13 protein-coding genes are annotated in these 19,331 nt (G+C 60.3%); 3 read left to right on the top strand and 10 right to left on the bottom strand.

The window, feature by feature from the left end:
- Positions 1-27 precede the first annotated feature (27 nt).
- The 4 genes from AB8E48_RS06240 to AB8E48_RS06225 form a co-directional block, all read right to left on the bottom strand.
- Positions 28-1,428 (bottom strand): MFS transporter, encoded by a 1,401-nt coding sequence (locus AB8E48_RS06240; RefSeq protein ID WP_297605922.1) that lies wholly within the window; start codon positions 1,426-1,428, stop codon positions 28-30.
- A gap of 374 nt (positions 1,429-1,802) precedes the next feature.
- Positions 1,803-3,623 carry an acetyl/propionyl/methylcrotonyl-CoA carboxylase subunit alpha gene (locus AB8E48_RS06235; RefSeq protein ID WP_368886124.1) on the bottom strand — a complete coding sequence of 607 codons (1,821 nt, stop codon included), beginning with the start codon at positions 3,621-3,623 and terminating at the stop codon, positions 1,803-1,805.
- Between the two features lie 164 nt (positions 3,624-3,787).
- The gene (locus tag AB8E48_RS06230) at positions 3,788-4,495 is read right to left on the bottom strand and encodes a nucleoside triphosphate pyrophosphatase (RefSeq protein WP_368886123.1); all 708 of its coding nucleotides are present in this window, start codon (positions 4,493-4,495) and stop codon (positions 3,788-3,790) included.
- Positions 4,496-4,813: 318 nt separating this feature from the next.
- The gene (locus AB8E48_RS06225; protein WP_049341627.1) at positions 4,814-6,232 is read right to left on the bottom strand and encodes a dicarboxylate/amino acid:cation symporter; all 1,419 of its coding nucleotides are present in this window, start codon (positions 6,230-6,232) and stop codon (positions 4,814-4,816) included.
- Between the two features lie 384 nt (positions 6,233-6,616).
- On the opposite strand from AB8E48_RS06225, the gene AB8E48_RS06220 reads away from it, so the two are divergent.
- Together AB8E48_RS06220 and AB8E48_RS06215 are read left to right on the top strand one after the other, a co-directional pair.
- The gene (locus AB8E48_RS06220) at positions 6,617-7,534 is read left to right on the top strand and encodes a hypothetical protein (protein WP_368886122.1); all 918 of its coding nucleotides are present in this window, start codon (positions 6,617-6,619) and stop codon (positions 7,532-7,534) included.
- Between the two features lie 134 nt (positions 7,535-7,668).
- Entirely contained in the window at positions 7,669-8,961 is a 1,293-nt protein-coding gene (locus AB8E48_RS06215) for a glutathionylspermidine synthase family protein (protein ID WP_368886121.1), read from the top strand.
- A gap of 137 nt (positions 8,962-9,098) precedes the next feature.
- On the opposite strand, the gene AB8E48_RS06210 is transcribed toward AB8E48_RS06215, so the two are convergent.
- From AB8E48_RS06210 to AB8E48_RS06185, 6 genes are all read right to left on the bottom strand, one after another.
- Positions 9,099-10,856 (bottom strand): DUF885 domain-containing protein, encoded by a 1,758-nt coding sequence (locus tag AB8E48_RS06210; protein ID WP_368886120.1) that lies wholly within the window; start codon positions 10,854-10,856, stop codon positions 9,099-9,101.
- A gap of 232 nt (positions 10,857-11,088) precedes the next feature.
- Positions 11,089-13,485, bottom strand: coding sequence for a restriction endonuclease (locus AB8E48_RS06205; RefSeq protein WP_368886119.1), 2,397 nt, complete (start codon positions 13,483-13,485; stop codon positions 11,089-11,091).
- 497 nt (positions 13,486-13,982) lie between these two features.
- Positions 13,983-15,038: a restriction endonuclease gene (locus AB8E48_RS06200; RefSeq protein WP_368886118.1), complete on the bottom strand. Its 1,056-nt coding sequence runs from the start codon at positions 15,036-15,038 to the stop codon at positions 13,983-13,985.
- Between the two features lie 342 nt (positions 15,039-15,380).
- Positions 15,381-15,782, bottom strand: coding sequence for an acyl-CoA carboxylase subunit epsilon (locus AB8E48_RS06195; RefSeq protein WP_439958500.1), 402 nt, complete (start codon positions 15,780-15,782; stop codon positions 15,381-15,383).
- A gap of 71 nt (positions 15,783-15,853) precedes the next feature.
- Positions 15,854-17,455, bottom strand: coding sequence for an acyl-CoA carboxylase subunit beta (locus AB8E48_RS06190; protein WP_005507002.1), 1,602 nt, complete (start codon positions 17,453-17,455; stop codon positions 15,854-15,856).
- 316 nt (positions 17,456-17,771) lie between these two features.
- Positions 17,772-18,053, bottom strand: coding sequence for a YciI family protein (locus AB8E48_RS06185; protein WP_005507003.1), 282 nt, complete (start codon positions 18,051-18,053; stop codon positions 17,772-17,774).
- Positions 18,054-18,296: 243 nt separating this feature from the next.
- Here AB8E48_RS06185 and AB8E48_RS06180 point away from each other — a divergent pair, with 243 nt between their 5' ends.
- Positions 18,297-19,226, top strand: coding sequence for a biotin--[acetyl-CoA-carboxylase] ligase (locus tag AB8E48_RS06180; RefSeq protein WP_368886116.1), 930 nt, complete (start codon positions 18,297-18,299; stop codon positions 19,224-19,226).
- The last annotated feature ends 105 nt before the right edge of the window (positions 19,227-19,331 follow it).

Here is a 19,331-nt window from a genome sequence, read left to right as displayed (position 1 = left end):
GTAGAGACGCGTTAGCTACGCGAAGCTTTACTTCGTGGTGCTGACAGCGTTCATGTCCACGTCACGGGTTTCGTGAGTGAGCAGGATGAAGACAACACTCAGAATCGAGGCGAATGCCAGGTAGCCGCCCACTGCAGCCACACCGTAGGAGGTGTTCAGCCACACTGCCACGAACGGGGTCAGCGCCGCACCGAGGATGGACGCCACGTTGTAGGCGATACCGCTGGCGGTGTAGCGCACGTTGGTGGGGTACAGCTCCGGCAGGTATGCGGACATGGAACCGAAGGACAGACCCATCAGGCACATACCGATGAAGATGAAGAGGGTGACCACTGCGGCGTTTGCGTTCGCACCGGTACCGACGACGGAGGGGGAGATGAACAGGCCGAAGGACAGGCCGAAAACAGCCATAGCGATGGTGGTCCACAGCTGCTGGGTGCGGCGGCCGTACTTGTCAGCCAGCCAACCCGAAATCGGGATGAAGATCGCGAAGCCGATAATGGAGATCAGCTGAATAATCAGGAACTCGCGGTAGGGGATAGCCAGGCCGCCCTTGTCAGCCTTGCCGATACCGTAGGAGAGAACCCACGCGGTCATCAGGTAGAACAGCACGTAGCATGCCACCATGATGAAGGTACCCTGAATCATGGGCCACCAAGCGACCTTGAACGCCTCAACGAGCGGGGTCTTAACCTTCTCGTTGTTAGCGGCAGCCTTGGCGAAGACGGGGGTCTCCTCCAGCTTGAAACGCACGTACAGGCCGACAGCAACCATCACGATGGACAGCAGGAACGGAATACGCCAACCCCAGATGAGGAAGGGGTGGTCCAGGTTCTTACCGTCGGTTGCGGAGTTGAAGGTAATCCAGCTGGTCAGCAGCAGCATAAAGCCGTTCGCAAGCACGAAGCCGATGGGTGCACCCAGCTGAGGCCACATGGCGGCGCGAGCGCGCTTGCCGTCCTCAGCGTATTCGCTGGCGAGCAGTGCCGCACCGGACCATTCGCCGCCCAGGCCCAGGCCCTGGCAGAAACGCATGATGGTCAGCATAGTCGGTGCCCACAGACCAATCTGGTGGTAGGTGGGCAGCAGACCGATGATGAAGGTCGCCAGACCCATGGTGAGCAGTGCACCGACGAGGGTTGCCTTACGGCCAATCTTGTCGCCGAAGTGGCCGAAGATCACGGAACCGAGGGGGCGTGCGATGAAGGCGACGCCGAAGGTGGCGAAGGACGCCAGAAGCTCGGTGGTTGCGTCCTTCGAGGGGAAGAACAGCACGGGGAAAACAGCCACTGCCGCGGTGGCGTAAATGTAGAAATCGTAGAACTCGATGGTGGTACCAACGAGCGAGGCGAGAATAACTCGACTGCGAGGAGTCGTATTCTTCACCGATGCAGCAGACGCTTTCGTGTCGGGTGCAGAGGCGCTCATGAGGAAAACTCCCGAGATGGTGAATTTGTGTGTACACAAGGAGCCTGGGATAGGTGTTCCATGACCGGTCGGCGCGGGAGGCGGGTGTGCCGTGGGCGCGTACCGGGTGCCGTGACCGCACCGGGTGAGGTGGGTGGGTGCCGGAATCTGAAAGGCTCCTCTAAAGTGCAACATTATAACTCTGTTCAGAAAAGACCCAACAAATACGGTCACTATCTGGACGTAATCGCAATAGGTACTCGCTCAAACCCCACAGAAACAGACAAGAGTGCATACAGAAAATCCCCCGGGCGGTACGAGATTTTACCTCGTATCTACCCGGGGGATTCGTAAAACCTATAGCGCTCGCAGGGGCGAGACTACGCTAGCGAGAGTTACTTGATGGTCGCCAGCACCGCACCGGAGGTGACGGTATCGCCCGGCTTAGCCGACAGACCCGAAACCTTACCCGCCTTGTGCGCGGTAATGGGCTGCTCCATCTTCATCGCCTCCAGCACCAGAATCAGGTCGCCCTCAGCAACGGTGTCGCCGTCAGAAGCGGCAACCTTCACGATGGTGCCCTGCATGGGGCTGGTCAGCTCGTCGCCGCCACCCTTCGCCGCGCCGCGTGCCGAACGGGACTTGCGGGTCTTGGCGGCGGGCTTAGCGGCAGGCTTGGTGCCGCCACCCAGATCAGGCAGGGACACCTCCAGACGCTTGCCGTTGACCTCAACGACCACGGTGGTGCGCTCATCCTCATCCGAATCCACGCTACCGGGAGCACCGGAGTACATGGGGATGGTGTTGTTGAACTCGGTCTCAATCCAACGGGTGTGCACCTTGAACTCGCCGCCCTCAGCCGGTGCGAAGGCGGGGTCATCCAGCACGACGCGGTGGAACGGGATGACGGTGGGCATACCCTCAATGCTCAGCTCAGCCAGGGCACGGCGGGCACGCTGCAGAGCCTGCTTACGGTCCGCGCCGGTGACAATGAGCTTAGCCAGCATGGAGTCAAAGTTACCGCCGATAACGTCACCAGCAACGAAGCCGGAATCCCAGCGAACACCGGGGCCGGTGGGCACGGTCATCTTCTCGATGGTGCCGGGGGCGGGCATGAAGGAACGGCCCGCATCCTCACCGTTAATACGGAACTCGAAGGAGTGACCGCGCAGAACCGGGTCCTTCTCCTCAATCTTCTCGCCGCGAGCAATACGGAACTGCTCACGAACCAGATCCAGACCGGAAATCTCCTCAGAAACCGGGTGCTCCACCTGCAGTCGAGTGTTGACCTCCAGGAAGGAGATAGTGCCGTCGGTACCGACCAGGAACTCACAGGTGCCGGCGCCCTGGTAGCCAGCCTCGCGCAGAATCGCGCGGGACGCCTCGTACAGGCGCTCGTTCTGCTCATCGCTCAGGTAGGGGGCGGGCGCCTCCTCAACGAGCTTCTGGTTGCGGCGCTGCAGGGAGCAGTCACGGGTAGAAACCACCACAACGTTGCCGTGCGCATCCGCCAGGCACTGAGTCTCAACGTGACGGGGCGAATCCAAGAAACGCTCGATGAAGCACTCGCCGCGACCGAACGCCGCGGTAGCCTCACGAACAGCGGACTCGTACATTTCAACAATGCTCTCGCGGTCACGGGCGACCTTAATGCCGCGGCCACCGCCACCGAAGGCCGCCTTCACCGCAATGGGCAGGCCGTGTTCATCAGCGAACGCAACAACCTCATCGGCGGACTTAACCGGGTCCTTGGTGCCGGGAACCAGGGGAGCGCCCACCTTCTGCGCGATGTGGCGTGCCGCCACCTTATCGCCCAGCTGGGTGATGGACTCGGGGGAGGGGCCAATCCAGGTCAGGCCGGCGTCGATGCACTTCTGCGCGAACTGCGCGTTCTCAGACAGGAAACCGTAACCGGGGTGCACGGCGTCAGCGCCGGAGCGGATAGCAATCTCAATGAGCTTGTCCATCACCAGGTAGGACTGTGCCGCGGTGGCGCCGCCGAGAGCGTAGGCTTCATCGGCAAGCTTCACATGCTGGGCGTCGCGGTCCGGGTCAGCGTAGACGGCGACGGTCTGCAGACCCTCATCGCGGGCTGCGCGAATCACGCGGACAGCAATTTCACCGCGGTTCGCGATCAGAATCTTGCTGACCGGGCCGGTGTGGCGGCCGGGGACTGCAGTAAATTTCTTGGCGGCTTCTGCCTGGTGCTGAGTCACTTAAAGCTCTCCTTTAATCTCCTGCTCCAAGGATACATCGGCAGGATTGGCGAATATAACGCGCATCATACTGTTCTATCTTATCGATTGGTGTTCAACAATGTGTATTTCAGGGCGCGCTTTGAGACAGATTTATGCGGTGGGTTTATGCGGTGGGCGTGGTTCTAGTCCTCATCCTCGGGAGACAACCACAAGTCGGTTACGGCAACCTCGCGGCGTCGCAGCATATCGCGTAGTGCGTGGATGGACAGACCCACCACCGTGTGGAACTCACCCTCAATACCGCGAATAAAGGCCGAACCGTAACCGTCCAGGGTGAAGGAACCCGCCACCCAGAGTGGTTCGCCGGTGGCAATGTACGCCTCGATTTCCTCGGGGGTGAGTTCGTCAAAGTGGACGGTGGCGCTGCGCAGTTCGGAAACGGTAGGCAGGTCGGAAGCAACAGGCAACTCGGCGCCCGGCTCAAGACCGCGCAAATCCACGAGCGCATGACCGGTATGCAGCACGCCGTAGTTGCCGCTCATTGCGCTGATGCGCTCGCGTGCCGCCTCCGCCGTATGCGGCTTGCCGTAGGCGACGCCCTCAAACTCGAACACCGAATCGCACCCCAAAACCAGTGCGTCGCGTACACCCTCGGCGGCAAGTTCCGCGGCAACCGCCTGCGCCTTCAACTGCGCCAGCAGGGAGGCGGTTTCGGCCGGGGTGAGTCCCGCACGTCCCTGCGCTCGTGCCTGTTCGTTGGCGGCGGCGAGCGCGGCGTCCTCATCTACGGAGGAGACGCGCACCGTGAAGGCGATGCGGGAGTCTTCCAGGAGCTTGCGGCGTGCCGGGGAGGCGGAGGCAAGAATCAATCGGGTCGGTGTGGTACTCATAGGTTCTATTTTAGTGCCTCGCGGGTGAGGCTTACCCTCGGGTGCAGATTGAAGGGCGCTGATTGAGGGGCGAGAAGCAGGGGTAGAAAGGTGCGGGGATATAGAAAAGGCGTGTTCCATCCCCCTCAACCACGTAGGAGATGGAACACGCCGTTCAAAATCATAACTCTTCTCAAACGTTAAAGAAAAGAAGAATCAATCGTGACGTTTTATGACGTTTGGCAAAAGTATGTCATCCATGTTGGGGCACGAGAGCGAGAAAGCTACACGGCGCTAGGCAGTACAGCCTAGCGCCGTGTAGCTTCAAAAGTCGCCAGGTTAGCGGCGTGCCGCGACGGTGTTGTCCTCCACCTCGTGCAGACGCTGCGCCTCACCGGCGATGCGCTCATCGTAGAATTCCTGAGCCACGAAGCCGCCCTCCGAACGGGGAGCGTTGTAAAGCTCCTCATCCAGGATGCCCTCGCGGCGAGCCACAATCGCGGGAACCAGAGCTTGACCGGCAACGTTCAGGGCGGTACGACCCATGTCAACGATCGGGTCAATCGCCAGGAGCAGACCCACACCGTCCAGCGGCAGACCCAGAGTGGAAAGGGTCAGGGTCAGCATCACGATAGCGCCGGTCGTACCGGCAGTCGCTGCCGAACCGAGCACGGACACCATCACAATCAGCAGGTACTGGGTGAAGTCCAGCTGAATACCGTAGAACTGAGCCACAAAGATTGCGGCAAGAGCCGGGTAAACCGAAGCGCAGCCGTCCATCTTAGTGGTTGCACCCAGCGGAACCGCGAAGGAAGCATACGCACGGGGCACACCCAGGTTACGTTCTGCAACGGTCTGGGTCATCGGCATCGAACCCATCGAGGAGCGGGAAACGAAGCCCAGCTGAAGCGCCGGCCACACACCCGAGAAGTACTGGCGGACCGACAGGCCGTTCGCGCGAACAATAATCGGGTAAACCACCAGGAAGACCAGCAGTAGACCAATGTAGAGGGCGATAACGAACGCGACCAGCGAACCCATCGACGCCCAACCGTAGGCGAACACTGCCTTAGCGATCAGACCCACGGTACCCAGCGGTGCCAGGCGAATAATCCACCACAGAATCTTCTGAATAATCGCCAGAGCGCTCTTGACCACGTCGATGAAGGGCTTAGCTGCCTCGCCGACCTTCAGCGCGGCAATGCCGACCGCACCGGAAATAACCAGAATCTGCAGCACATTGAAGGACGCAGAAGCGGTGATGCCGGAATCACCGGACTTGGCGCTGACGCCCAGACCCAGGAAGTTCACCGGAATCAGGCCGGTCAGGAACGCGGTCCACGAACCGGTCGAGCCGGTGTACGCCTTGCCCTGCACCTGCGCACCCACGCCCGGCTGAACGATCAGGCCCATCGCAATACCGATGAGCACCGCGAAGAACGCGGTAATCGCAAACCAGATGAGCGTGTTAACCGCCAGACGCGCCGCGTTCGTCACCTGCGAAAGGTTCGAGATGGAGGCGACCACAGCGGTGAAAATCAGCGGAACAACAGCCGCCTTCAGCAGGGTGACGTAGGAGGAACCGATGGTATCCAGGGTCACCATGAGCCAGTTGGGGTTGCTCTTCGCATCGCCACCGAGGGCGAGGGCGAGCGCGCCAAGGACAATACCGAGAATGAGGGAGGCAATGATTTGGTTGCCGAAAGACGTAGCCCACTTGGGCAGACGTGAACGAGACGATGCATGCGGTGTAGACATGTGGCATACTCTAAAACTTTTGTGCACTCGCGCGCGAGTTTGTGTGAAGAAGTGTTTCAATCCGGTGCAGTGCAGGGGATGTGTGACGAATCGTGACCTTCTGGCAGGCCTGCGTGCAAGCGAGCGTAACGGCAGTTCGTTGAGGTAGGTAGAGGTAGATATTTAAGGGGGAATCATCGCAAAAGCAAACAGCAGGGAAACAACTGCGCAACAAGCGGCGAAGCTTACTGAGATTTTGCCGTCAGCTAAGAACCCGAAAGCGAGGGCTTGATATGCTGGAATCACACCGATAGTCCGGCGAAAGTCGTCGGATGATGCTGTACCCACTCAGCTTCATGTACGCGTTGAGCGTTACGCCACGCACCACCCCTCAAGGAGAGATGCATGAGTTCTGCTCCCCAATACCCCGGCGGAACCACCACCCCCAACGGCCCGAAGAAGCCTCGCAACCGCATGGAAGCGGTCGCAGATTTCGCTACCCGCGCCGCACAGACCTCTGCCCAGCAGACCCTGAACCTGGGCGCAACCCGCCCCGGCATCGCCAAGATGATTGCCGTAGCGGGTGCTGGCGTGTTGCTGGTTGGCGGTGGCATCTTCGCCTACAACTCCATGCACCAGGAAGAGAACGCGTTCCTGTCGCAGGGCGAAGAGTACGCCCGCGTCTGCCAGGATGCGAAGACCGGCCTGCGCGTGGAAGATAGCGAATGTGAGAAGGCTGGCGTTCAGGAGCCGACCGACTCGTCCAGCAGCGACTCTTCGGGCTCGTCGAGTTCCTCGGGTTCCTCCAGCTCTTCCGGTTCGTCCGGTTCCTCAGGCTCATCTGGCTCGACCACCACCCACAATAATTCGAATGCTTTCCTCTGGTACTACCTGGGGCGCCAGAGCGCCGCGAACTCCACCGGAACCCCCACGGTTCCCGGCGTGGGCACCAAGCTCTCCGGAGGCAGCACTACCCGCCCGAGCAACGGCACCGTCTACAGTGGCGTGTCTTCTAAGGGCGGTAGCTTCGAAGACTCCTACCGCAGCGCGAAGAAGTCCTCCACCGTCTCCTCCGGCAAGGTAACCAGCACCAATAACTCCGGTAAGACCTCCTCGGTACGCAATAAGACGACCGGCTCGGTCTCCAGCGGTAAGCAGGGCACCAGCAACAGCGGCAGCACCGGAACCTACAGCAAGTCGAACACCTCGAAGTCCTCTTCTAAGTCCGGCTCGTCCTCGAAGTCTGGTTCTTCGTCCAAGTCCGGCAGTAAGGGCGGTTTCGGTGGCGGCTCCAAGTCCGGTGGCGGCCGCTCCGGAGGCTAAGCCATCAGCCATCACACTGAATGCGGGCAGGGACTGAGCGGTCCCGCCCGCATTTTCCTCACTAGAACAACCACACCCGCGGTGATGCAACAACACCGCTTTCCAATCACTACTTCGAAGGAGCCTAGCCCCTCATGCGCCGCGAAGAATTTCCCGTCGGCCGACCCGACTGGGAGAACGTCATCATTGAGGAAGGCCTCACCTACAGCGTGGACGGCCCCCACGACACCGACCACTACTGGAACGAATACGCCGCCTACATTTTCAGCCCGCAAGAAATGGATTCCGTGCGCGCCCAGGCGGAAGAAATGCACCGCATGTGCCTCGAAACCGTCGAGTACATCGCCTCCGGTGCGTTCGGCACCCTCGGCCTGCCACAGGCGGCGTTCAACCTCGCCGTAGAATCCTGGAACCGCCGCGACGCCGACTTCTACGGACGCTTCGACTTCACCTACTCCGGTGTGCCCGGCGACCCGATGAAGCTGCTCGAATACAACGCCGACACCCCCACCGGCATTGTGGAGGCGGCAGTCAGCCAGAAAACCTGGGCCAAAGACCAGCGCCTCGACACCCGCGGCTACGCCCACTGGGGTGAAATCGGTGAAGCCTTCACCAACCGTTGGCGCCACATCTTCGCCCCCGAAATCACCGCGGGCGTGCAGCCTGTACTGCACCTGGCGCACGTGCCCCCCGAGATTGACGAGACCAACGAGGACTACAACAACCTCTGGCTCATCGCCTACTCGGCTCAGCAGGCGGGCATCAAAACCCACATGATTCCCATCGACGAAGTCATCTTCAACGAAGACACCAAGAGCTGGGAAGACGCCCAGGGACGGCGCATCACCAACCTCTTCAAGCTCTACCCCTGGGAGGACCTGGTCACCGACAGCGAAGCAGGCTACGACAAGCTCCTCTTCGCCTACCACGGCGCCATGAACCGCTGGATCGAGCCGGCATGGAAGATGTTCCTCTCCAATAAGCTGCTGCTCGCCGCGCTCTGGGACAAGTACCCCGGCCACCCGAACCTCGTACCCACCTACGCCGGCCACCGCGGCGGCATGCGCAACTGGGTTCGCAAGCCCATCTTCGGACGCGAAGGCGACGGCGTGGAAATCTACGCCCCCGACTACGACGTCTTCATCAAGCCCGAAGAGGACGACTTCTTCGCCAACGCCCCCGAAAGCGAATTCATCTACCAGGAATACATTCCGGCACCGCGCTACGAAGGTATCATCAACCCGGTCAGCCACCCCATCCTCGGCGTGTGGGTAGTCGACGGACGCACCGTAGGCGTGGGCATCCGCGAATCGAACGGCGCGCTCACCGACTACTGGTGCCGCTTCGCCCCGCACCTGGTGGATCTGAACGATTCCACCGGCATGGGATTCGGCACTACGGACCCCGGCACCGCAAACTTTGGATAGCCCAGAATCCCGATAGATAAACCTCGCACGAAAATACAGCGAAGCCCCCGCCTCAGCCAAAGCTGAAGCGGGGGCTTGGTCCATAGAGCCTCTCCCGGAGACACTCCAGAAACGGCGAGGGGCGAGCAGACTAGAGGCTACTCGTCGTCCTCATCGTCATCATCCTCAGTGTCCAGAGGAAGCATCATCTCATCGGTCAGGGCGCGGCGCAGAGTGTCCAGACCCACCGAACCGAGCAGAAGCGCACGCGTGTGGAATGCACGCATGTCATCGCCGCGGCGCACAGCCTGATCGCGCAACTCCAGCCAGAGGCGCTCGCCAATCTTGTAGCTCGGCGCCTGACCCGGCCAACCCAGGTAACGCAGGAACTCGAAACGCAGGTGGCCCTCGGACTCGTCCAGGTTCAGCTTCAAGAACTCATAACCCAGCTCAGAAGTCCAGATGGTGCCCGGCTCAACGCCCAGCTGCTCAGCCCACTCATCGGGAATCGGCATCTCGCAGTGAACACCAATATCGAAGACCACGCGGGCGGCGCGCATACGCTGAGCGTTCAGCATGCCCATGCGGTCACCCGGATCCTTCAGGTAGCCCAGCTCCTCCATGAGGCGCTCGGCGTACAGCGCCCAGCCCTCACCGTGACCGGAAACCCACAGCATGTTCGTACGCCAGGAGTTCATGGTGCCCTGCAGTGCCGTAGCAATCGCAATCTGCAGGTGGTGACCCGGAACGCCCTCGTGGTACACGGTGGAGGTTTCACGCCAGGTAGTGAACGTATCCTCACCCTCGGGAACCGACCACCACATGCGGCCAGGACGCGAGAAATCGGGGGAGGGGCCGGTGTAGTAAATACCGCCCTCATTCGTGGGGGCAATGCAGCACTCAATACGGCGCATGGGGCCGTCGATCTCGAAGTGGCTACCCGCCAGGTTCTCCACGGCGGCGTCGGCGAGCTTCTGCATCCAGGCCTTCAGCTCATCGGTGCCGTGCAGCTGACGTGCCGGGTCCTCATCGAGCAGCTGCTTCGCGCGCTCAATGCTTGCGCCCGGCTCAATCTCCTCGGCAACCTCACGCTGACGAGCAATAATGCTCTCCAGCTCCTTCACGCCCCAGGCGTAGGTTTCGTCCAGGTCAATGGTGGTGCCCAGGAACGAACGGGAGTGCAGGCTGTATGCCTTACGGCCCACAGCGTCGCGGGAGGGCGCGACCGGCTGCAACTTCTCCACCAGGTAGCTGTTGAGGCGGCGGTAGCCTTCCTTCGCAGCCTCGGCACCGGCGGCAGCCTCATCCTTCAGAGCGGGGACAGCCTCGGTGACCTCAGCCGCCAACTCGTCAAAGAAACCACCCGGAGCGTAGTACGCGGCGGTCTGCTCAATGACAATATCCACCTGGCGGCGCGGGGCAACCTTGCCCTCTTCACGAGCCGCCTCAAGGGTCTGGATGTAGCCCTCCAACGCCTCGGTGACGCGGTGCATACGACCGACAATGTGCTCCCAATCCTGCTGGGTGTTGCGCTTCATCAGGTCAAAGACCGAGCGCACCTCCTGCGGTACGGACGCAATATTGTTCAGCTGCCAGCCGCCAAAACCAGCCTTGTGCTGCTTGCGGTACAGGCTCAGACGCTCCTGCAGAGCATCCAGGGTGACCAGGTCAACGTCATCAATAGGCAGGACGTTATCAACCTTCTTGAGGGTCTTCTTCGCAAGGCGCGCGAAAGCCTTCTCGCCTGCGGGCGAGTAATCGGGGTACAGGGTCTCTACGCCCTTACGACCAAGCTCGGTTGCATGGACGGGGTTCAGGTCGAGGACCTTTTCAAAGTATTCGTTAGCAATCTGATCGACGTCGGTCAGCGAGCGCTTCAATCGGTAGATGCTGGGAAGTTCCTGGTAAGTGCTCATGTTCATATCCTAACGCAGGGGTGTGCCTCCAACCACGATTTTCGGTGATTTAGGTCGCTTAAACCGGCAATATTACGGGCTGAGAAGCACCGAATGCGACAAAAAGGGCCCACCTGTGGACAACTCCCAGGGGCGGATGCGCGAAAATGCCCCGGCTTTCTCCCTCCTGAACGTGCAGGAGAGGAAGACCGGGGCGCCTTCAAGAGGGGCTACAAGCTACTAGCGGGGGAGGCTAGCCGGCGAAGTATTCGCCGTTGAGCCCGAGCAGACCGTTCGCGCTCTCGACCACGCCGAGGCGGTGCGCAATGAGGCGGTCCTGCAGCTCATCACCGGACACCAAGTCCACCAGAATGTTCGGGTACTTGGTCGAGCAGCGGATGAACTCGTCGTACGCCTCATCGCTGAACGGGGCGTTCGTAATGAAGGTACCGAGCTGACCGCCGCGGGCGTGAATCGCCAGGAAGAACGCGGTAATATCCTGCGGCTGAACGCTCGCGGACAGAACACCGTTCGCTACCGGGCGCAGAGTACGCACGTAGAATGCGCGTTCTTTTTCGCCGGTGGCGGGAGTTGCCACGCCGTCCACGCCCTGAGCCTGAAGAGCCTCCACGGTGTAGCCGCGCATCAGGAACAGATCGAAACCAATGCTGCGGAAACGTTCCTCAGACACCTGCGCCAGGGCGGGTGCCAGAGCCTCGCGGCGGAAGACCTGACGATAACGCTTCAGAGCCTCACGCACCTGAGCGGCAGCCACCTGCAGTGCAGTCGAGGGCTCAGCAGTCGAAACAGGCGGAGCCGAAACAGTCGGCGCAGAAACAACCGGCTGGGCGGAGGCTGGCGCAGAAACAGCAGGAACAGACACAGCAGGCTGGGCGGCGGCAGGCGCAACCTGCGCAGCCGGAACCTCAGCGGGAGCCTGCACAGCAGCCGCCACCGGCGAACCAGCCGGACGCGCCAACAACGTCGGAGAAGCACCCGGCACCGGAGCCAGCGGCTCACGACCCTCACGGGCCGCCAGGCGAGCCTGACGCTCCGCAGCACGCGCCTCCTTCGCCGCCTGAAGAGCCTCCTCACGAGCCTGCAGTTCAGCGGCAATATCCTGAGGCAGCTTGTGCTTGAGCGACTGCGGCGGCAGCGGCGCCATGCGGGCGGTCACCGCCTCCGGAGCACCCTCCGGGAAACGCTTGAGCAGTTCCTTACCCGCCTCGCTCAGCTCGTAACGCTCCGGGTTCTTGCGGGAAGTACGACCGGTACCCTCACGCAGAGCATTCAGGTAGCGCTCGCCCTTCAGAACGTGCATCGCCACCGAGTAGCGGTTACGCAGACGCGGGGTCAGCTTGTAACGGTGCGGAGCGACCTCACCCTGCAGGTACGGGATGTCCAAGGCAATCTTCAGCTCATCGTAAATGTCGTAGTAGGAGATACGCGGGTTCTCCTCAACCAGCTTCAGAATCGGGTACAGCAGCTGGTGCGGGTACGGCAGAGCATCCACAGCGGCAGGATCGAGCAGAGCCGAAGCCACCAGCTTCTGAACGCTCGGCTCAGCCATCTGCGCCAGGGCGGGCGCAAACGCGGAACCCAGCGAGTAGACGGTCTCACGCTCGGATAGGTAGTGGTGCGCGGTCAGCACATCGTAGATGTAATCCTGCGCGTCAATCTGCACAAAATAGGGGTTCGAGGACGCCTGCTGAATACGCTCATCGCGGTCAAAGACCTGCTCCAGGCTCGGAAGGCTCAGCTCCACATCGGCGCCGTGGTCGTTGAGAGTATCGAGCAGAAGAACGCCCATGTGGGTCAGCAGAGCGTCGGTTGCGGCAATATCCTCAGCGGTAATCGAGGTGCCCTCATCCTTCACCAATGCCAGCACGGAGCTCAGCTCGCTTGCGGGCACACCGGTCTCCTCGTGACGAGCCACCAGCTCCTTCGCCGAAGGGGACAGCGAGTACAGAGTCAGCGGCGAATCCGTGTGCTCGTGAATGGTCTTGGTACGCAGGTAGCCCTCACGGGTCAGCAGGCTCAGCGCCTGAGCAATCACCGGCTCAATAATGCGCTGCTCCAGGTACGACAGGCCGTACCAGCCCTGCACGAAACCGCACTCGCGCAGCACCAGCTCACGAATCTTCACGGGCGCTGCCGCGGGGTAGGAAGGGGTAACGCTCAGGACGATGGGCAGAAGCTCGCGCACCGTAATGTGCGAGAGCAGAACCGGGTAGAACTGCTTCAGATAGTGCAGGTACACGCCGCTCTGCAGAGGCAGAACCGACAGAAGAGCCTGCGCCTGCTGCTCCTTCGCGGTGCCCAGAAGCTCGCGGCCCGCCTCGCTCAGAGTGTAGTGCAGGTTGCCCGGATGTAGCTGGCTGAGGGACACCTCAAGATAGTCGGCATTGACCAGCGCCGCAATCAGCTTATTAAGCGCCTCACGGAAGAGGACATTGTCACCCACCGCGATGAAACGCTGAGTCATATTGAAACCCAGGTCTACGCCCACCGGGGTGTACATATCGGGGAAGAAAACCTTCTCGCCACGATCCTGCGCGCGCTCAAAATGGCGGAGCAGAGAGAAAGCCGCAGCAACGCTGAGAGTGCGTGCTTCCTCGGGTAGAGCCTCCCATGAGGTTTCCTGCTGCAAAGAGTGCAATTCGGAATGATCGATATGGAGCATTGTTTTATTCACAAAAGCCACGCTGGGCTCCTTATCTAGTGTTATTTATCGTGCAGGCGTTCTTCATAAAGTGCAGTCATGCGAACGGGAAAATATTCACACAATACTGGGCGACACCATCTTTATTTTTGGGTCGATGCTTTGGTATCCCGTCGTGAAGAGAAGCAGAAAAGGCGGATTTCTCAGCCCTTCCGCGTCCGTACCGTCTTCAATGACGCACACTCGGAAAGAACGCTATTAATTATGGTGAAGTGCCTACACCGTCGCGGGTATATTCACTTCGTGAAATAATGCGAAGAATATATAACGCATTACCTTCATTATTGTATCGGCTGGTTTCAGAAATAATCTAGATTTCTAAAACCAGCCGATATGTGGAAAATATCCTCAAACAGAGAGTGAAAATACACCCGGTGAAATAAAAGCATGAATGCGGGTTGCTCCGGGCTATCTAAGCCAGCTGCTTATTCCATGCCGCGGGCAAAGTACTCCTCGTCAATGCGGTAACCGCACTCGTCCTCACCATCAAGAACACCCACACGGTGACGAATCATCAGCTCCACCAACTGGTGCCGATCAACCAGCGCAATATTGCGAGCGCCGGGCAATCCCTGCAAATACTCGGGAACCGGCTGCGCAAAAGCACCGCAGGTCACCAAAACACCCTGCAGGCCGCCGTGCAAAAGCACTGCACCGGCAAGCTTCTGAATCTCGTTCGGGGTGACCTTCATGGTTCCGCAATAATGCTTCACCTGAATATAAATCGGCGCAAAATCCAGACCGTCAGAATAGCGGGCAATAACATCCACGCCCTTGTCGTCGGCGCCGCCGGTTACCTCGGTCGTAAAACCGAGAGCCGTAAAAATATCGGCAACAATCTGCTCAAAGTACTCCGGCGTCACCGCGTGAATATGTTGAATCAAATCCTGCGTAAAATGCTCCGCAAATTCAGCCTGAGCGTGAATGACCGGCGAATCGCTGGCACGCAAAATAATATCCAGAGGCGACTGACCCGCAGGCCACGACCCCGCAGCCCCCGCAGAATTCAAAGCATGCGCAAGATGCGCCGCGCCGGTCGCCTCGGGGCCGAGGGAAGCTTCTCCGGCGCCGGCTCCAGCATCGGCAGAAGGAAGGAACGGCCCCATATCGGTGCCCGCGTCACTATCGGACGCACCAAATATGAGACGATGCTCCGCCTCCGCGGTCTCCAGCAGGGCATTCGCCTGCTTCTTCAGCTTCTTCGTGGTCCTCGCCGTCAGACTCTGAGCACACAGAGCCTGCACCTGCTTCACCACACGCGGCGGCACCGAACCGTGCAGATGCGGGGTGCAGGTCAGCTCGGCACCCAGGGGAGTGAGCAGGTACTTCCTCTTCTCCCACGGAGTCAGACGAGGCATCAACTGGGCATAACGAAGTGCCACCAAGATTTTCAAGGTGGTACGCACAGCCACCGCAAAATCGGTGGATTCAAGATCGGGTAGGTTCTTCTTCGACCCCAATGCCTTAGTCTGCTGTCGCAACTGCTCACTAACATAGGCTGCGGTGCGAGGTACAGTCTTCGACAAGCGCCGTAGCGTCGGCAACAGAAGCGCGATATAGACATCCGGTGGGGGCCTACGGTTTTTATTCAGCATCTTTGCCATGGTCCCTGCCAATTTATTAACACTAATGTGATGGTATATACATCGTAGCATCAGTACGTATCATCATGACTTTATCGTTTCTAATATGACAAAACCGAAAGAATCAGCGCATTAGATGTTCAATAGCGCAATATAAATCTTGAATTTGAGGCAAAACAATAAATTCCCGCCGCACCAGCCAGTGCAACGGGAATTTACTAATCAGATGAGCCGCCCACGCTACATGGGGCGGGCACGCCTCCACGAACCGGGGCCCGGACGCAACGAAGCACCCAGACGCTGGCGACGGTTCAGCAGACGCGATGCCGCACCCACCAGCGAGTTCTGTTCCTGCTTCGCGGCGCTCGCCTGCATCATCGCCACCACGGCGGTCAGCGCGGCAATCTCCTCCGGGGTGGGGGAACCCTTGACCACCTTCAGCAGCGGCTCCTGTTCAGCGTCAGTATCTACCGAAGGCTGAACGGGTTCCTTCGTTGCGCTGGATGCGGTGGCCGCGCGCGCAGAAGAACGGGCAGAAGAACGAGCGGAGCCACGCTCAAGTTGCTCGGAACCCTCAGCGGACTCCGAACTGTCCTTCTTCTTGCCGAACGAGAAATAACTCAGCGGATTGTAGCCTGCCAAAGGCACGCCTCCTTAGAAACCTAAAATCGTGCGAAGGCCCGCACCACAAACGGCGCGGGCACAACGGAAGCCTACAGCGGGATGTTACCGTGCTTCTTCGCCGGGGTAGCCGCACGCTTATCGTGCAGGGCGCGCAGCGAAGAAATGATGCGCACGCGAGTCTCACTCGGGGCAATAACCTCGTCAATGTAACCCAGCTCGGCAGCCTGGTACGGGTTCAGCAGCTCTTCCTCGTACTTGGCAATCAGCTCAGCGCGGCGAGCCTCAACGTCGCCACCCTCAGCCGCCAGAGCAGCCAGCTCGCGACGGTACAGAATGTTCACCGCACCCTGAGCACCCATCACGCCAATCTGCGCGGTGGGCCACGCCAGGTTAATATCGGCGCCCAGCTTCTTCGAACCCATCACAATGTACGCACCGCCGTACGCCTTGCGGGTAATGACGGTGACCAGCGGAACGGTCGCCTCCGCGTAGGCGTAGAGCAGCTTTGCGCCGCGGCGAATAATGCCGTTGAACTCCTGATCGGTACCGGGCAGGAAGCCGGGAACATCCACAAAAGTCAGAATCGGAATGTTGAACGCATCGCAGTGACGCACAAAGCGGGCAGCCTTCTCGGACGCAGAAATGTCCAAGCAGCCTGCGAACTGCATCGGCTGGTTGGCGACGATACCGACCGTGCGGCCCTCAACGCGGGCGTAACCAATCATCACGTTCGGGGCGTACAGTGCCTGCATCTCCAGGAAGTGGCCGTCATCCACCACGGACTCAATGACCGCGCGCATATCGTAAGGCTGGTTCGCCGAATCCGGAATCAGGGTGTCCAGATCCAGGTCGTCAACGGTCACCACGGGCTCCTGGTCATGCTCCAGGGGCAGAGGCTCAGCAAGGTTGTTCGACGGCAGGAACTCCAGAAGCTCACGCACAAAATCGAAAGCGTCTTCCTCATCCTCAGCCAGGTAGGTGCTGGTACCGGTCACAGAGTTGTGCTGACGCGCACCACCCAGGGTCTCCATGTCCACGTCCTCGCCGGTCACGGTCTTAATGACGTCCGGGCCGGTAATGAACATGTGCGAGGTCTTATCCACCATGATGATGTAGTCGGTCAGGGCGGGGGAGTACGCGGCACCGCCGGCGCAGGGGCCCATAATGACCGAAATCTGCGGAACCACACCGGACGCACGCACGTTCATACGGAAAATATCGGCAAACATCGCCAGGGAAGCCACGCCCTCCTGAATACGGGCGCCACCACCATCGTTAATACCGATGACCGGGCAGCCGTTCTTCAGAGCGAACTTCTGAACCTTCACGATCTTCTCGCCGTTGACCTGCGAGAGGGAGCCACCGTACACGGTGAAATCCTGAGAATACACGGCAACCAGGCGGCCATCCACGGTGCCGTAACCGGAGACCAGGCCGTCACCCAGAGGCTTCTTCGCCTCCATACCGAATGCGGTGGTGCGGTGGCGGGCGAGGGCATCAAACTCAACGAAAGAACCCTCGTCCAGAAGCATTTCGATGCGCTCGCGGGCGGTGTTCTTGCCGCGTGCGTGCTGCTTCTCGATAGCTGCCTCACCGCTGGGCGCGAAGCTGCGCTCTCGACGTGCATAAAAATCAGCGAGCTTACCGGCGGTGGTGCTCAAATCAAATTCCTGCTGGAGGTTCTCGGACATTATTCCTCGTTCCTGCTCCACCCGATTGTCGGGAGCCAGTGGTTGCGGTGATGGTTGTTTGGGAGGCCCCGAAGAGCGCTCTTGAACAATGTGCATATCCCTCAACTATAGTGCGAACTAGGGCACATATGCCAGGCGAGAAGCCAGAATATCAACACTAGATACACTTTTATGCACTCAGCACCCAAGAAGGTGCATACAGTAAACGAAAAGCGCGAAAGAACCGCCCAAAAGAGCGCAGAAAACCCCCTTCCGTCTCGGCAATCCTTGCCTGCGGAAGGGGGTCTACGTTCAAGCTTTCAACGTGAAATGACGCTTAGATGGTGCCCAGAACCGGGTTCCACTCGGTCACGGTGTGGGACAGAACCGCGCCGCCAACGTTCATCGGGTCGTTAGCCACAATCTTCTCGGCAGCCTCAGCGGAGTCAACCTTTGCAATCAGCAGGGCGCCAGCGGGGGTCTCGCCATCCAGCAGGGGACCGGACACGATCAGGTTGCCCGCCTCAATCTGCGAACCAAGGTACTCGCGGTGAGCCGGGCGGTACTTCGCCTGCTCCTCGGGAGCTGCGTAAACGTAAGTAATTGCGTAATAAGCCATAACGGTCTTCTTTCGAGCAGGGCGGAGGAACCTCCGCAGCCGGTCGGTGCTTGATGCACCCTCACTGTCTAATGTACCGTCTCGGGCGTCGGGCGGGCATCACCGGCGGCAAGAAATTGATATGGTGAGAAATCAACGTGGCTCAGCGGAAACTGGCAGATCGTGGCGGCGGGTTGATAGCGGGTCGGCGAATTGCAGGACTGATTGAGGTAGGACAGAAAGGTGCAGGCGATGGTGGAAAACATGCATAACGAGAGTGATTATTCGGTTTTGGATGCGCCGCGCATCCGCACCGTGGCGCTGGACGCGGGCTATTCCAGCGTAAACCTCTACGACGAAGTGGACTCCACCACCGTGCGCGCCCGCGAACTGCTCATGGACGGCACCGACTCCGAACGCGAGCAGCTCGGCGAGCTCTCCGTCTACGCCAGCCTCTACCAAAGCGCCGGACGCGGCCGCCTCGCCCGAGCCTGGACCGCCCCTCCCGGAGCCTGCCTCGCCGCGAGCATCGTGGTGCGCCCGCACGCCTCCGCAGACCCGCTCGCCCGGGAGCTCCCCGAAGACAGTTACCACTGGCTGACCCTCATCGCCGGGCTCAGTGTGGTTGATATTTGGCGCGGCTACGGTGTGGACGCCGCCCTCAAATGGCCCAACGATGTCATCGCGCAGGGCGCTAAGGGCTGCGGAATCCTCGCCCAGCTTGTTCCCGAAAGCGGTGCTAACGAGGGGCAGCGTAGCATCATCGTGGGTATCGGTCAGAACACGAATATGTCCGCCGAACAGCTACCCGTACCCACCGCCACGAGCCTGAGCCTGTGCACCGGTGCCGCGGTCGACTCCTCCGAGGTGCTCACCCGACTGCTGAGCATCTTCGCTCGACGCTACCGTGCCTTCGTGCGTGCCGGTGGCGATCCGGAACGCCCCGACCCCCTCAACCCGGACAGCCTCAGCCTGCTCGACCAGGCGCGCGCCGCCACCGCCACCCTCGGTGCCAGCGTGCGCATGAGCCTGCCCGACGGAAGCACCGTAGAAGGCGTTGCCGAAGACCTCGACGCGCAGGGGCGCATCCTCATTCGCCGGGAGGACGGCACGCTAGAACCCTACGCGGTGGGCGATATTGAGCACCTTCGCCCCGCCAACGGTAGCTACGGAGATTTTCAGCAGGCACACTAGAAGCAGCCCCTAAAATTTCAGTCCGGCACGGCTACACTCAACGAACCCGCACCACCTCAACCGGCGACCCCAGCCGGAACACGCCAACCAGCACAGCTAAGGAAC

Origin of the sequence: Rothia mucilaginosa (assembly GCF_964211445.1) — a bacterium.
In the GTDB taxonomy this organism is placed as follows: domain Bacteria; phylum Actinomycetota; class Actinomycetes; order Actinomycetales; family Micrococcaceae; genus Rothia; species Rothia mucilaginosa_E.
Note: the sequence above shows the minus strand (reverse complement) of the source record. Positions and strands in the feature narration are given on the sequence as shown.

What these genes read in the sequence shown, in the direction of transcription:
- AB8E48_RS06230 (WP_368886123.1), bottom strand. Translation starts at nt 4,495, where the DNA reads ATGAGTACCACACCGACCCGATTGATTCTTGCCTCCGCCTCCCCGGCA.
- AB8E48_RS06210 (WP_368886120.1), bottom strand. Translation starts at nt 10,856, where the DNA reads ATGAGCACTTACCAGGAACTTCCCAGCATCTACCGATTGAAGCGCTCG.
- AB8E48_RS06185 (WP_005507003.1), bottom strand. Translation starts at nt 18,053, where the DNA reads ATGGCTTATTACGCAATTACTTACGTTTACGCAGCTCCCGAGGAGCAG.
- AB8E48_RS06190 (WP_005507002.1), bottom strand. Translation starts at nt 17,455, where the DNA reads ATGTCCGAGAACCTCCAGCAGGAATTTGATTTGAGCACCACCGCCGGT.
- AB8E48_RS06215 (WP_368886121.1), top strand. Translation starts at nt 7,669, where the DNA reads ATGCGCCGCGAAGAATTTCCCGTCGGCCGACCCGACTGGGAGAACGTC.
- AB8E48_RS06180 (WP_368886116.1), top strand. Translation starts at nt 18,297, where the DNA reads ATGCATAACGAGAGTGATTATTCGGTTTTGGATGCGCCGCGCATCCGC.
- AB8E48_RS06225 (WP_049341627.1), bottom strand. Translation starts at nt 6,232, where the DNA reads ATGTCTACACCGCATGCATCGTCTCGTTCACGTCTGCCCAAGTGGGCT.
- AB8E48_RS06220 (WP_368886122.1), top strand. Translation starts at nt 6,617, where the DNA reads ATGAGTTCTGCTCCCCAATACCCCGGCGGAACCACCACCCCCAACGGC.
- AB8E48_RS06240 (WP_297605922.1), bottom strand. Translation starts at nt 1,428, where the DNA reads ATGAGCGCCTCTGCACCCGACACGAAAGCGTCTGCTGCATCGGTGAAG.